A 14,278-nucleotide genomic window follows, 5' to 3' on the forward strand; every position below is an offset into this window, starting at 1 on the left:
TCCCCGACCCGGACGCCTACCCCCACGCCCACGGCGTCGTCCAGCCCGACCACCCCGGGCGGGGACACCTGCGCGCTGCGGTCCCGGCCGACCGGCAAGGTGCTGCATGGCTACTGGGAGAACTGGGACGGCGCCGCCAACGGCGTACACCCCGGCCTCGGCTGGATCCCGATCACCGACTCCCGGATCACCGGCCACGGCTACAACGTGGTGACCGCCGCGTTCCCGGTCATCCGCGCCGACGGCACCGTGCTCTGGGAGGACGGCATGGACGCCGGCGTCAAGGTGCCCACCCCCGCCCAGGTGTGCCAGGCCAAGGCCGCCGGACTCACCGTGCTGCTGTCCATCGGCGGCGCCACCGCCGGCATCGACCTCAGCTCCAGCGCCGTCGCCGACCGGTTCGTCGCCACCGTCGTACCGATCCTCAAGCGGCACAACTTCGACGGCATCGACATCGACATCGAGACCGGCCTCACCGGCAGCGGGAACATCAACCAGCTCTCCCCCTCGCAGGCCAACCTGATCCGGATCATCGACGGGGTGCTGGCCCAGATGCCCGCCGGGTTCGGGCTCACCATGGCGCCGGAGACCGCGTACGTCACCGGCGGCAGCGTCACCTACGGCTCGATCTGGGGCGCGTACCTGCCGATCGTCAAGAAGTACGCCGACAACGGGCGGCTCTGGTGGCTCAACATGCAGTACTACAACGGCTCGATGTACGGCTGCGCCGGTGACTCGTACCCGGCCGGCACCGTCGCCGGTTTCGTCGCGCAGACCAACTGCCTCGACGCCGGCCTGGTCATCCAGGGCACCACCGTCCGCGTACCGCTGGACCGGCAGGTCCCCGGGCTGCCCGCGCAGGTCGGCGCCGGCGGCGGGTACATGAGCCCGGCTCTGGTGGCGCAGGCGTGGAACACCTACCAGGGCCGGCTGAAGGGCCTGATGACCTGGTCGGTGAACTGGGACGGGTCGAAGGGCTGGACGTTCGGCGACAACGTCCGCTCCCTGCAGGGCCGCTGACCCGGCAGGGCTCCGCGTTCCACCCCCGGCGCGGAGCCCTGCCGCTGGCGCGGGTTGCGAGACCCTGCGAGGCTGGCGCTCGTGTATGACTACGACCTGCTGGTGCTGGGCTCCGGACCGAGTGGACAGAAGGCGGCGATCGCCGCGGCCAAGCTGGGCCGCCGCGTCGCCATCGTCGATCGCCGCGACATGCTCGGCGGAGTGTGCATCAACACCGGCACCGTGCCCTCGAAGACGCTGCGCGAGGCGGTCCTCTACCTGACCGGGCTGAGCCAGCGCGACCTCTACGGCAGCAGCTACCGGGTCAAGGAGGACATCACCGTCGCCGACCTGGCCGCCCGCACCCAGCACGTGATCACCCGACAGACCGACGTGATCCGCGACCAGCTGGCCCGCAACAAGGTCGCGCTGATCACCGGCACCGGCCGGTTCGCCGACGCCCACTCCGTCTGGGTGGACGCCGGCTCCGGCCGGGAGACCCGGATCAGCTTCGACAAGGCGGTCGTCGCCGCCGGCACCCGCCCGGCCCGACCGGACAGCGTCGACTTCGACGACCGGACCATCGTCGACTCCGACGGCGTGATCAACCTGCAGGCCGTCCCGCGCAGCATGGTCGTGGTCGGCGCCGGGGTGATCGGCATGGAGTACGCCTCGCTGTTCGCCGCGCTCGGCACCAAGGTGACAGTGGTCGAGCGCCGCCCCCGGATGCTCGACTTCTGCGACGAGGAGATCGTCGAGTCGCTGAAGTACCACCTGCGGGACCTGTCGGTGACCTTCCGCTTCGGCGAGGAGGTGGCCGCCGTCGAGAAGCACCGCACCGCAGCGCTCTGCGTCCTGCGCAGCGGCAAGAAGATCGTCGCGGACACGGTGATGTACTCGGCCGGGCGGCAGGGACAGACCGACGACCTCGCGCTGGACGCGGCCGGGCTCACCGCGGATCACCGCGGCCGGATCGCGGTCGACGCGAACTACCGCACCGCCGTCGACAACATCTACGCGGTCGGCGACGTGATCGGCTTCCCCGCGCTGGCGTCCACGTCGATGGAGCAGGGCCGGCTGGCCGCCCAGCACGCCTGCGGCGAACCGGCCCGCGGCATGTCAGACCTGCAACCGATCGGTATCTACACCATCCCGGAGATCAGCTTCGTCGGGAAGACCGAGGAGGAGCTGACCGAGGCGTCAACTCCGTTCGAGGTGGGCATCGCCCGCTACCGGGAACTGGCCCGGGGGCAGATCGTCGGCGACTCGTACGGGATGCTGAAACTGCTCGTCTCACCCGAGGACGGGCGGCTGCTCGGGGTGCACGTGTTCGGCACCGGCGCCACCGAGATCGTCCACATCGGGCAGGCCGTGATGGGCTGCGGCGGCACCGTCGACTACCTGCTCGACGCGGTGTTCAACTACCCGACCCTGGCCGAGGCGTACAAGGTGGCCGCCCTGGACGCCGCCAACAAGATCCGCAACATAACCCGAATCAACGACTGACCCCTGCTGCCCCGCCCTCGCCTCGTTGATCTTGCACTTGCCGCCCCGCGGGTGCCCGTTATGACCGGTGCATCCGGGCCGCAAGTGCAAGATCAGCGGGAAAGGGGGTCAGCGGCCGGTGGCGTAGCCCTGGGCGCCTCGGGGGTTCGCCGCCGCGGACAGGACTCCGGTGCGGGGGTCGCGGGTGACCGCGCACATGCGGCCCAGGCTCCACGGGTCGGACAGGCGGACGGTGTGGCCCCTTGCGCGCAGGCCGGACAGCACCTCCGCGTCGATCCGGTCCTCCAGCACCAGCACGCCGGGCTCGACGCCGCGCGGGTAGAACGACGCCGGGAAGCTCGTGGTGTGCCACGTGGGGGCGTCGATCGCCTCCTGCAGGTCCTGCCCGCCGGCCAGGTGCCGCAGCAGGAACAGCAGCTGCCACTGGTCCTGCTGGTCGCCACCGGGCGTCCCGCAGGCCATCACCGGCTCGCCGTCGCGCAGCACGAGCGTCGGGCTGAGCGTGGTACGCGGACGCCGCCCCGGCCGCAGCGTGGAGGCGAGCCCCTCCTCCAGCCAGCACATCTGCAACCGGCTGCCCAGCGGGAAGCCCAGCTCCGGGATGGTGGGTGAACTCTGCAGCCAGCCGCCGCTGGGCGTCGCGGAGATGATGTTGCCCCACCGGTCCACCACGTCGACGTGGCAGGTGTCGCCGCGGGTCACGCCGTCGGCCCGTACCGTCGGTTCGCCGGTGCTCGGGTCCTGCGGGACGGCCCGCCGGTCCGCGTCGGCCCGCAGGTGCGACGGCAGCCGGGGCGGGCTGCCCGCCGGGCTGCCGGGACGCAGCGTCGTGTCGGCGCGGTCGCCGACCAGCGCGGCCCGCGAACGGGCGTAGCCGGCCGACAGCAGCGCGGAGCCCGGCACGTCGGTGTCGCCGTACCACGCCTCCCGGTCGGCGAACGCGAGCTTCAGCGCCTCGGCCTGCGCGTGGATGCCGTCCAAGCTGGACGGATCGTAGACCGCCGGGTCGTCGAGCGCGTCCAGGACGGCCAGGGTCTGCAGCAGCACCGGGCCCTGCCCCCAGAAGCCGGTCTTGGCGATCGTGTGCCCGCGCCAGTCCAGCGTGACCGGCGCCTCCCAGGTGGCCGAGAACCCGGCCAGGTCGTCGCCGGTGACCAGCCCGGCGTGTGCGCGCCCGCTGGAGTCGCGGAACGGCAGCCGGCTGAAACGGTCGATCGCCTCGGCGACGAAACCCTCCCGCCAGGCGCGCCGGGCCGCCTCGATCTGCGCGTCCCGGTCCGCACCGGCGGCCCGTCCCGCGTGGACGAGGCGGCGCAGCGTGTCCGCGTACGCCGGGTTGGTGATCATCTCCCCCGGCGCGGGTGGGCGGCCGTCGCGCAGCCAGAGCCGCGCGGACGTCGGCCAGTGGTCGGTGAACAGCGACCGGACCCGCGCGACTGTCTGCCCGGCGGCGCCGACCAGCGGGTGGCCGGCGGCGGCGTAGCCGATCGCCGGTTCCAGCACCTCGGCGAGCGTGCGGGTGCCGTGGTCGCGCAGCAACAGCAGCCACGCGTCGACAGCGCCGGGCACCACGGCGGCGAGCGGGCCGGCGCCGGGCACGAGGTCCAGGCCCAGCGACCGGAAGTGCGCGACGGTGGCGGCGGCCGGGGCCGGACCTTGGCCGCACAGCACCCGCGGCGCCGGATCGGCGGCGGTGGCGAGGATCGCCGGCACCTCGCCGGCCGGGCCGTTGAGGTGCGGCTCCACGACGTGCAGCACGAACCCGGCGGTCACGGCGGCGTCGAACGCGTTGCCGCCGCGCTCCAGCACGCCCATCGCGGACTGGCTGGCCAGCCAGTGCGTGGACGAGACCATGCCGAACGTGCCGCGCAACGTCGGCCGGGTGGTGAACGTCATCGGCGGTGAGCCTACGCCGTGCCGGCGATGTCGGCGCGGTCCGTCGCGCCGCCCTCCTCCCCCGGGCTGCCGTCGCGCTCGCCGTCTAGCGGGAACAGGCACGCGGCCTCGTGGCCCGGACCCACCTCGGCCAGCGCCGGATCGGTCTCGGCGCACGCGGGGCGGGCCTGGGGACATCGGGTACGGAAGCGGCAGCCGCTCGGCGGGTCCACCGGGCTGGGGATGTCGCCGGTGAGCACGATGCGGCGGCGCTGCCGTTCGACCCGGGGGTCGGCCACCGGCACCGCCGACAACAACGCCGCCGTGTAGGGGTGCGCCGGGCGCCGGTAGATCCGCTCCGGTGGGCCGGTCTCCACGATGCGACCCAGGTACATGACCGCGATCCGGTCGCTCATGTGCTCCACGGCGGCCAGGTCGTGCGCGATGAACAGGTAGGTCAGCCCGAGGTCGCGTTGCAGGCGCCGCAGCAGGTTCATGATCTGCGCCTGGACGCTCAGGTCCAGCGAGGCGATCGGCTCGTCCAGGACGATCAGGTCCGGCTCGCCGGCCAGCGCCCGGGCCACGCCGACGCGCTGGCGCTGGCCGCCGGACAGCTCGTGCGGATGCCGGCCGGCCGTGTCGGCGCGCAGGCCGACCAGGTCCAGCAGTTCGGCCACCCGCTCCCGCCGGGCGGTGCGGGACGTGGCGAGCCGGTGCACGACAAGAGGTTCGGCGATACTGTCGCCGACGGTGCGGCGCGGGTCCAGCGACGCCTGCGGGTCCTGGAACACCATCGCCACGTGGCGGCGCGTCGCCCGCAGGCGGCGGCGGGACCAGCGGGTGACGTCCGCGCCCGCCACCCGGACCCGCCCGGCGCTCGGGTCGACCAGCCGCAGCAGCGCCAGCCCGGCGGTGGACTTGCCGCTGCCCGACTCGCCGACCAGCCCGAGCGTCTCGCCCCGGTGTACGGCGAGCGTGACGCCGTCGACGGCGCGGACCGTTCCGGCCGGGGTCGGGAAGTGCACCGCGAGGTCGTCCAGCTCGGCGATCACGTCGGGGGTGTCGTCGCTCATCCGGCCTCTCCACGGTAGAAGGTGCGGACCGTGTGCCCGTCGCCGACCGGGGTCAGCGGCGGCAGCTCGTGCTCGCAGCGCGGGTCCGCGCGGACCGGGCAGCGCGGCCAGAACGCGCAGCCGGGCGGCAGGTCCAGCGGGCTCGGCGGCGCGCCGGGGATGGCGACCAGGTCCTCGCCGCGCCGGGACGGGTCGGGCCGGGCCGCCAGCAGCGCCCGGGTGTACTGGTGGGTGGGCGTGTCGAACACCCCGTCGACCGGGCCCTGCTCGACGATGCGTCCCCCGTACATGACCGCGACGGTGTCGGCGATGCCGGCGACCACGCCCAGGTCGTGGGTGACCCAGACGACTGCGGTGCCCAGCCGCGCCTGCAGGTCGGCGACCAGCTCGATGATCTGCGCCTGGGTGGTGACGTCCAGCGCGGTGGTCGGCTCGTCGGCGATCAGCAGGTCCGGCTCGCACGCCAGCGCCATGGCGATGGCGACGCGCTGGCGCATGCCGCCGGAGAACTGGTGCGGGTACGCGTCGACGCGCCGCGCGGCCGACGGGATGCCGACCAGCTCCAGCAGCTCCACCGCCCGGTCGCGGGCGGCGCGGCGGGTCAGCCCGAGGTGCTCCTCGGCCGCCTCGGTGACCTGCCGGCCCACCGGCAGCACCGGGTTGAGGGAGGTCATCGGGTCCTGGAAGACGAACCCGACGTGCCGGCCGCGCAGCCTGCGGCGGCGGTCGTCGGGCAGCGCGGTCAGCTCGTGGTCGAGCAGCCGCACCCGGCCGGTGACCGTCGCGGCGCGCGGGGCCAGACCGGTGGCGGCGAGCAGGGTCATGCTCTTGCCGCTGCCGGACTCGCCGACCAGCGCGAACGTCTCCCCCTGCCGTACCTGCCAGGACACGCCGGCCACGGCGCGGGCCGGACCACGGCGGGTGCCGATCGTGACGGTGAGGTCGTCCACGGACAGCACCGTCGAGTCGGTCCTGGGCCGCTGGCGCTGGCTCGGCATGCGTTCGGTGCGCTCGCTCATGGGGTGCTCCGGCGGGCCTCGGCGAGGGTGAGCTGGCGCGGGTCGAGCACGTCCCGCAGCGCGTCGCCGACCAGGTTGAACGCCAGCACGGTGAGGAAGATCGCCGCGCCCGGGAACACGCCCAGCCACCAGGCGTCGGTGACGAAGCCGCGCCCGTCGAACAGCATCCGGCCCCAGGCCGGCGCGGGCGGCTGGATGCCGAGGCCGAGGAAGGACAACGCGGCCTCGGAGAGGATCGCGAACGCCAGCGACAGCGACGTCTGCACGATCAGCGGCGCGGCGATGTTCGGCAGCACGTGCCGGCGCATGATGCGCAGGTCGGACGCGCCGATGGACACGGCGGCCCGGACGAACACCTGCTCGCGTACGGACAGCACGCCGGCGCGGGTGATCCGGGCGAAGATGGGCGTGTAGACCACGCCGATGGCGACCATGGCGGTGAGCAGGCCGGGGCCGAGCACCGCCACGATGGCCACCGCCAGCAGCAGCACCGGGAACGCGAACAGCACGTCCATGCAGCGCATGAGGATGCTGTCCAGCCAGCCCCGGTAGTAGCCGGCGAACAGTCCGAGCGTCACCCCGGCGACCAGCGCGATGCCGACGCTGACCGCGCCGACCTGCAGTGACACGCGGGCGGCGACGAGCACCCGGCTGAGCACGTCGCGGCCCAGCTCGTCGGTGCCGAACGGGTGCGCGCCGCTGGGCGGGCGCAGCATCTGGTCCACGTCGACGTCGTTGACGCCGGCCGGGGCCAGCCACGGGCCGGCCACGCCCACCACGACCAGCAGGACGAGCACGATGGTGCCGCCGACGGCGAGCGGGTCGCGGCGGAGCGCGTCCAGCACACGGCGCCCGGTGCTCTCGGTCGTGGCGCTCACTTGACCGTGATCCTCGGGTCGAGGCGGGCGTAGAGGATGTCCACCAGCAGGTTGACCAGCAGGAACAGTGCGGCCACCAGCAGCACCGCGCCCTGCAGGACGGGATAGTCGCGGGCCTGCACGGCGTCGAAGGTGAGCCGGCCGATGCCCGGCCAGGCGAACAGCACCTCGATGACGATGACGCCGCCGAGCAGGCTCGCCAGTTGCACGGCGACCACAGTCACCACCGGGATCAGCGCGTTGCGCAGCACGTGCCGCACGATCACCACCCGGTTGCGCAGCCCTTTCGCCTCGGCGGTGCGCACGTAGTCGGCGGAGAGCACCTCCAGCACCGAGGAGCGGATGAACCGGGTGAGGATGGAGGCGGCGACCAGGCCGACGGTGACCGCCGGCAGCGCCACGTGGGTGGCCCACCGGCCGGGGTCCTCGGTCAGCGCCACGTAACCCGACGGTGGCAGCCAGCCGAGCACCCCGGCGAACAGCAGGATGCCCATGATGCCCATCCAGAAGTCCGGCACCGAGACGCCGAACTGGCTGAACACGCGGGCGGCGTGGTCCACGGCGGAGCCGCTGCGTACCGCCGCGACGATGCCCAGCGGGAACGCCACCAGCAGCGCGAACAGCACCGCGGTGACGGCCAGGGACAGCGTGGCGGGCAGCCGTTCCAGCACGATCTGGCTCACCGGCTGGCCGGTGCGGAAGCTGACCCCCAGGTCACCGGTGAGCGCGTGCCCGAGGTAGCTGGCGTACTGCACCGGCAGCGGCTGGTCGAGGCCGGCCCGTTCCCGCAACGCGTCGTACGTCTCCTGGTCGAACCGGGTGCCGAGCGCCACCCGGACCGGGTCGCCCGGCACGAGTTGCAGCAGCAGGAACACCACAAGGGTCACGCCGATCAGCACGACCGCCGACTGGAGTGCCCGCCGCAGGACGAAGCGGGCCATCACTTGGCCAGGGCGACCGACCGGAACCGGATCGCCCGGTCGGTGCGCACCTCGTAGCCGGAGACCTTCTTCGACCAGCCCTGCACCACGTCCGGGTTGTAGAGGTAGAGGTAGCTGGCGTCGTCGACGATCTGCTTCGCCGCCTGCTCGTACGCCTGCTTGCGGGCGCCCTGGTCGGTCTGGGTGCGCGCGTCGTCCAGCAGCTTGTCCACCGCCGGGTTCTTGTACTTGTGGAAGTTGAACGTGCCGCCGCTGTGGTGCTGGGCGTAGTAGAACTCGTCCGGGTCGATGTTGCCGAGCCAGCCCAGCATGAACCCGTCGAAGTTGCCCTTGGCCTGCTCGTCGAGCCACTGGGCGAAGTCCAGCGTACGGATCTTCACGGTGATGCCGACGTCCTTGAGCTGGGCGGCGATGACCTGGGCGGCGCTGACCGTCTCCGGGTACTCGCTGGTGACCATCAGGTCCATGGTCAGGTTGCTCACGCCCGCCTGGCCGAGCATCTGCTTGGCCTTGCCCGGGTCGTGGCTGTAGGGCGCGTAGTCGTAGTAGAACGCGCTGTCCTTCGGGATGGCGGTCTGGTTGACGGTGGCCAGGCCGAACTTCGCCGCCTTGGTGATCGCCTCCCGGTCCAGGGCGTACCCGATGGCGCGCCGCACCTCGGGATTGTCGAACGGCTTGCGGGCCTCGTTGAGCGCCACGTACCAGTAGTCGGTGGAGGCCGCCGACTTCACCACCGGGTCGTCGCCGTCCTGCAGCGACTTGACCTGCTGCGGCGGCAGGTTGTCGGTCCACTGCACCTGGCCGCTGCGCAGGTTCTGCAGCGCCACGGTGGGGTCCTTGACGAAGGTGAACGTGACGCCGTCGAGCTTCGGCTTCTCACCCCAGTAGGCGTCGTTGCGCACCAGCTTGATGCTGTCGCCGGCGGTGTAGCCGGCCACCGTGAACGGGCCGCTGCCCACCGGCGCGGTCTTCACCTTGCCGGACTCCACGTTGGACTTCTCCACGATCGCGACGCCTTTGAACCCACCGAGGTTGGCGAGCAGGTTCGGCGTGGGCGCGCTGAGCGTCACCACCACCGTCGCGGGGTCGGGCCCGGTGACCGACTTGACGGTGGCGAACTTGTACGCGTTGTTCAGCTTCTCCTTGATGATCCGCTCGAAGGAGTAGACGACGTCCTCGGAGGTCAGCGGCGACCCGTCGGAGAACTTCACGCCCTCACGCAGCGTGAACGTCCAGGTCAGCTGGTCGTCGCTGGTGGTCCACTTGGTCGCCAGCGACGGCACCATCTTCAGGTCGGCGTCCGGCTCGACGAGCGTGTCGTAGACGTTCTCCAGCACCTGGAAGCTGTAGTAGGCCGAGGTCTTGTGCGGGTCGAGCTGGTCGGGTTCGCCGCCGATCGCGGCGTTGAGGATTCCGCCTTCGCCGCCGGCGTTCCCCCCGCCGCCGACGTCGACCGCCTCGCCGCCGGTGCATCCGGACAGGACGCCGACGGTGAGGATGAGTGCGGCGCCGAACGCGCCGAGCTTGTTCCTGGACACAGGCCCCCCTTGCCACTTCCCGGACAAAAGAAAGTTTCGGCGAGTCTTGTCTCCGAGCCGGATGATGTCAAACGAATCCAGCCAAAATGACTGGTCGATCGGTGTTGCCGGTGCGGAGTGAACGGTGGTTCAATCCGGGCCCCGACCCGATCCGCCACCGCGCTGGGAGTTGCCGCCGTGACCACACACGAGGTCGTCAACCAGGTCCCCCCGATGGTCGGCCACGACACCGCCGACGACCCGGCGCTGCGCGACGGCGTGACCCGGGAGGGCGCCGAATGGGCGCTGCCCGGCCTGCAGGAGCTGGGCCGTCTCGCCGGTGGTGAGGAGGCAGCCGAACACGGGCGGCTCGCCAACGAGCACCCGCCGGTGCTGCGCACCCACGACCGGTACGGCAACCGGATCGACGAGGTGGAGTTCCACCCGTCCTGGCACGAGCTGATGCGTACCGCCGTCGGGCACGGCCTGCACGCCGCGCCGTGGACCGACGACCGACCCGGCGCGCACGTGGCCCGGGCGGCCGGCTTCTACCTGTGGCGGCCCGACGCCGGGCACGGCTGCCCCGTCTCGATGACCTACGCGGCGGTGCCCGCGCTGCGGCACAGCCCGGAGCTGGCCGACCGCTACGAGCCGCTGCTCACCACCCGCGAGTACGACTTCGGGCTGCGCCCGCCGCAGACCAAGCACGGGCTGCTCGCCGGCATGTCGATGACCGAGAAGCAGGGCGGCTCGGACGTACGCGCCAACACCACCACCGCCCACCCCGAGCCGGACGGCAGCTACCGGCTCGTCGGGCACAAGTGGTTCACCTCCGCGCCCATGTGCGACCTGTTCCTCACGCTCGCCCAGGCGCCCGGCGGCCTCACCTGCTTCCTGGTCCCCCGCGTGCTGCCCGACGGCGCCCGCAACCCGATGCGGCTGATGCGGCTCAAGGACAAGCTCGGCAACCGCTCCAACGCCTCCGCCGAGGTCGAGTACGAGCACGCGGTGGCGTGGCGCGTCGGCGACGAGGGCCGGGGCGTGCGCACCATCATCGACATGGTCAACCTGACCCGGCTCGACTGCGTGATCGGCGCGGCGGCCGGGATGCGTCACGGCGTGACCACCGCCGTGCACCACGCCACCCACCGGCGGGCGTTCGGCGACTACCTGGTTGACCAGCCGCTGATGCGCAACGTCCTGGCCGATCTCGCGGTGGAGTCCGAGGCCGCCACCGTGCTGATGGTCCGGCTGGCCGGCGCGACCGACCGGTCGGCGCGCGGCGACGACGGCGAGACCGCGTTCAAGCGCCTCGCCCTCGCAGTCGGCAAGTACTGGGTGTGCAAACGCTGGCCGGGGCACGCCGCCGAGGCGCTGGAGTGCCTGGGCGGCAACGGCTACGTGGAGGAGTCCGGCATGCCGCGGCTGTTCCGCGAGTCGCCGCTGAACTCGATCTGGGAGGGCTCCGGCAACGTCGCCGCGCTGGACGTGCTGCGCGCGCTCACCCGGGAGCCGCAGGTGCTCGCCGCGTACGAGGCGGAGGTGGCCGCCGCGGCCGGCGCGGACGCGCGCCTGGACGCCGCCGTACGCCGGGTGCGTGACGAACTGGCCGACCACACGGACCTGGAGCTGCGCGCCCGGCGGGTGGTGGAGCGGCTGGCGCTGGTGCTGCAGGGCGCGCTGCTGGTGCGCCACGGCCACCCCGCGGTCGCCGACGCGTTCTGCGCGTCCCGGCTCGACGGCGACCACGGTCAGGCGTACGGGACGCTACCCGGCGGACTGGACCTCGCAGCGATCATCGACCGCGCCACCCCGAAGATCGGCTGAGCGGCGATGACGCGCCTGGTCTCGACGCACCTGTATCCGGTCAAGTCCCTCGGCGGCGTCGACGTCGACCGGGCCGAGGTCGAGCCGTGGGGGTTGCGTCACGACCGCCGCTGGGTGTTGCTGCGCCCCGACGGCGGCAAAGTGGGCTCGACCGCCATTCCGGCGCTGCTCGGCCTGACCGCCGCGCCCGGGCCCGGGTCGATCACGCTCACCGACCGCGACGGGTCGTCGCTGAGGGTCGCCGAGCCGGTGGACGGGCCGCTCGTCCCGACCGACGTGTCCCGGCTGGACACGGTCCGGCTCGCCGCCGACGAGGCCCACGACTGGCTCTCCGCGAGGCTGGACCGCCCGGTGCGGCTGGCCTGGCTGGACGACCCGCGCCGCCGCCCGATGTCGGCCGAGCACGGCGGCCGGCCCGGCGACCCGCTCAACCTCTCCGACGCCGGACCGCTGCTGGTGGCCACGGCGCCGTCGCTGCGGCGGCTGCGGGACTGGATCGTCGAGGGCGCGCTGGAACGCGGCGAACCGGCCCCGGTGCCGCTGGCGATGGCCCGGTTCCGGCCCACTGTGGTGCTCGACGGGCCGTTCGAGCCGTTCGCCGAGGACGGCTGGACACGGGTGCGCATCGGCGCCGTCGACTTCCGGGTCTCCGAACGCTGCGACCGCTGCTCGGTGACGCTCATCGACCCGCAGACCCTCGCCAGCGGGAAGGAGCCCATCCGCACGCTGGCCCGGCACCGGCGCCACGACGGCAAGACCTGGTTCGGCGTCCGGCTGGTACCGGTGACCACCGGCGAGATCCGCGTCGGCGATCCCGTCACCGTCTCCTGATCCGGCCGCTCAGCGGCCACGCCACTCGTCGGCCAGGATCGCGTGGACGAGCTGGTCGGCCCACCCGCCCCGGAACCGGTAGCTGCGCACGTGCCGCGCCTCCCGCCGCATCCCGAGCCGGGCCATCAGGCGCGCCGACGGCTCGTTGTCCGCGTGGCAGCGGGCCACCACCCGGTGCAGCCCGAACTCGCCGAAACCCCAGTCCAGCAGCGCCCCGGCCGCCTCCGTGGCCAGCCCCCGGCCGCCGTGGTCGGGGTGGAACACGTACCCCAGTTCGGCGGTGCGGTCCGCGGCGCTGCGCCACACCAGCTCGACCGCGCCGATCACCCGCCCGTCGCGCACCACGGCGAGCGTCAGGCAGTCGCCCTCCGCGCGCAGCGCGTCCTCGCCGGCCATCGCGGTCACCGACGCCAGGGACTCCGCCCGGGTACGCGGGGCGGCGCCCGCCATCCAGCGGACCACGTCCGGGCGGCGCTGCCAGGCGTGCACGTCGTCGAGGTCGTCGAGCGTCACCGGGCGCAGCAGCAGCCGGGTCGTGCGCAGCGGGTACGCCGGGTGGGCCATCGGGCGATGGTAGGAGGAACCTAGGGTGGGCCGCATGGTCGTTTCCGCCGACGACGGCAACCCGCTCACCCAGCTCACGCTCGACCAGCTCCGGCAGCGCACCAGCGTGAAGTGGCGGCTGTACCCGCCGGACGTGCTGCCGCTGTGGGTGGCCGAGCAGGACGTGCCGCTGGCGCCGCCGGTGGCCGAGGCGCTGCGCCGCGCGGTCGACCTGGGCGACACCGGATACGCGTACGGCACCGGGTACGCCGAGGCGGTCGGCGGGTTCGCCGCGCAGCGGTGGGGCTGGGCCGACTTCCCGGTCGGCCGGACCACGCTGGTGCCGGACGTCATGATGGGCACGGTCGAGGTGCTGCGCCTGGTCACCGGGCCGGGCGACGCGGTGGTGGTCACTCCCCCGGTCTACCCGCCGTTCTACGCGTTCGTCACGCACGCCGACCGGCAGGTGATCGAGGCGCCGCTCGGCGCGGACCTGCGGCTCGACCCGGCCGCGCTGGAGGAGGCGTTCCGGCGCGCTCGTGCGATCGGCGAGCGGCCGGCGTTCCTGCTCTGCAACCCGCACAACCCGACCGGCGTGGTGCACCGGCCCGACGAGCTGGCCACCGTCGCGGAGCTGGCCGCCCGGCACGGCGTCCGGGTGGTCTCCGACGAGATCCACTCTCCGCTGGCGCTACCAGGTGCGCGGTTCACCCCGTACCTGACGGTGCCCGGCGCCCAGAACGCGTTCGCGCTGCTGTCGGCGTCCAAGGCGTGGAACCTCGCCGGGCTCAAGGCGGCGCTGGCCGTCGCCGGGCCGGACGCCGCCGACGACCTGGCCCGGATGCCGGAGGAGGTGAGCCACGGCCCGAGCCACTTCGGCGTGCTCGCGCACACCGCCGCGTTCCGGGCCGGCGGGCCGTGGCTGGACCGGCTGCTCGACGGCCTGGACGCCAACCGGGCACTGCTCGGGTCGCTGCTGGCCGAGCACCTGCCGGCCGTGTCGTGGCGGCCGCCGGAGGGCACGTACCTGGCCTGGCTGGACTGCCGCGCCCTCGGCGTGCCCACCGAGGCGGGCGACGGCCCGGGGGTGGCCAGCGATCTGGACGGGCCGGCGCGGATGTTCCTCGACCGGGCCCGGGTGGCGCTCAGCTCCGGGCACGTCTTCGGCGCCGGCGGCGCCGGATTCGTCCGGCTCAACTTCGCCACCTCCCCCGCCGTGCTCACCGAGGCGGTGACCCGGATGGGCCGCGCGGCGACCGGCTGACGGCC

Annotated in this window: 12 protein-coding genes; 5 read left to right on the forward strand and 7 right to left on the reverse strand. The window is 73.2% G+C overall.

Features of this window, described 5'->3' with window-relative positions; all coding sequences use genetic code 11:
• Positions 1-1,020: chitinase (locus BAW75_RS07645; RefSeq protein WP_244206032.1), on the forward strand; the 1,020-nt coding region annotated here is incomplete at its 5' end.
• 81 nt (positions 1,021-1,101) lie between these two features.
• Complete coding sequence (gene sthA, locus BAW75_RS07650) at positions 1,102-2,505, forward strand: Si-specific NAD(P)(+) transhydrogenase (protein WP_043324162.1); 1,404 nt, start codon at positions 1,102-1,104, stop codon at positions 2,503-2,505.
• A 108-nt stretch (positions 2,506-2,613) separates the two neighbouring features.
• On the opposite strand, the gene BAW75_RS07655 is transcribed toward sthA, so the two are convergent.
• Genes BAW75_RS07655 through BAW75_RS07680 form a run of 6 tightly spaced genes read right to left on the reverse strand, consistent with a single transcriptional unit; the run spans position 2,614 to position 9,829 of the window.
• Positions 2,614-4,401 carry a gamma-glutamyltransferase family protein gene (locus tag BAW75_RS07655; protein ID WP_104113069.1) on the reverse strand — a complete coding sequence of 596 codons (1,788 nt, stop codon included), beginning with the start codon at positions 4,399-4,401 and terminating at the stop codon, positions 2,614-2,616.
• Between the two features lie 11 nt (positions 4,402-4,412).
• Positions 4,413-5,453: an ABC transporter ATP-binding protein gene (locus BAW75_RS07660; protein WP_043324164.1), complete on the reverse strand. Its 1,041-nt coding sequence runs from the start codon at positions 5,451-5,453 to the stop codon at positions 4,413-4,415.
• On the reverse strand, positions 5,450-6,472 hold the full coding sequence (locus tag BAW75_RS07665) for an ABC transporter ATP-binding protein (RefSeq protein ID WP_104113070.1): 1,023 nt from the start codon (positions 6,470-6,472) through the stop codon (positions 5,450-5,452). Before BAW75_RS07665 ends, BAW75_RS07660 begins: the two co-directional genes overlap by 4 nt.
• Complete coding sequence (locus tag BAW75_RS07670; protein WP_104113071.1) at positions 6,469-7,350, reverse strand: ABC transporter permease; 882 nt, start codon at positions 7,348-7,350, stop codon at positions 6,469-6,471. The genes BAW75_RS07665 and BAW75_RS07670 overlap by 4 nt, the downstream gene beginning before the upstream one ends.
• Positions 7,347-8,291 carry an ABC transporter permease gene (locus BAW75_RS07675; protein ID WP_104113072.1) on the reverse strand — a complete coding sequence of 315 codons (945 nt, stop codon included), beginning with the start codon at positions 8,289-8,291 and terminating at the stop codon, positions 7,347-7,349. The genes BAW75_RS07670 and BAW75_RS07675 overlap by 4 nt, the downstream gene beginning before the upstream one ends.
• Positions 8,291-9,829, reverse strand: coding sequence for an ABC transporter substrate-binding protein (locus tag BAW75_RS07680; protein WP_104113073.1), 1,539 nt, complete (start codon positions 9,827-9,829; stop codon positions 8,291-8,293). The genes BAW75_RS07675 and BAW75_RS07680 overlap by 1 nt, the downstream gene beginning before the upstream one ends.
• Before the next feature lie 177 nt (positions 9,830-10,006).
• Here BAW75_RS07680 and BAW75_RS07685 point away from each other — a divergent pair, with 177 nt between their 5' ends.
• Complete coding sequence (locus BAW75_RS07685; protein ID WP_104113074.1) at positions 10,007-11,635, forward strand: acyl-CoA dehydrogenase family protein; 1,629 nt, start codon at positions 10,007-10,009, stop codon at positions 11,633-11,635.
• 6 nt (positions 11,636-11,641) lie between these two features.
• A complete protein-coding gene (locus BAW75_RS07690; RefSeq protein WP_104113075.1) occupies positions 11,642-12,466 on the forward strand; it encodes an MOSC domain-containing protein in 825 nt (274 codons plus the stop codon).
• A gap of 9 nt (positions 12,467-12,475) precedes the next feature.
• On the opposite strand, the gene BAW75_RS07695 is transcribed toward BAW75_RS07690, so the two are convergent.
• Positions 12,476-13,030, reverse strand: coding sequence for a GNAT family N-acetyltransferase (locus BAW75_RS07695; RefSeq protein ID WP_104113076.1), 555 nt, complete (start codon positions 13,028-13,030; stop codon positions 12,476-12,478).
• Positions 13,031-13,064: 34 nt separating this feature from the next.
• Here BAW75_RS07695 and BAW75_RS07700 point away from each other — a divergent pair, with 34 nt between their 5' ends.
• Positions 13,065-14,273, forward strand: a complete 1,209-nt coding sequence (locus BAW75_RS07700) for a MalY/PatB family protein (protein WP_104113077.1) — start codon at positions 13,065-13,067, stop codon at positions 14,271-14,273.
• The last annotated feature ends 5 nt before the right edge of the window (positions 14,274-14,278 follow it).

The organism is Micromonospora chalcea (assembly GCF_002926165.1).
GTDB classification, from domain to species: Bacteria; Actinomycetota; Actinomycetes; order Mycobacteriales; family Micromonosporaceae; genus Micromonospora; species Micromonospora chalcea.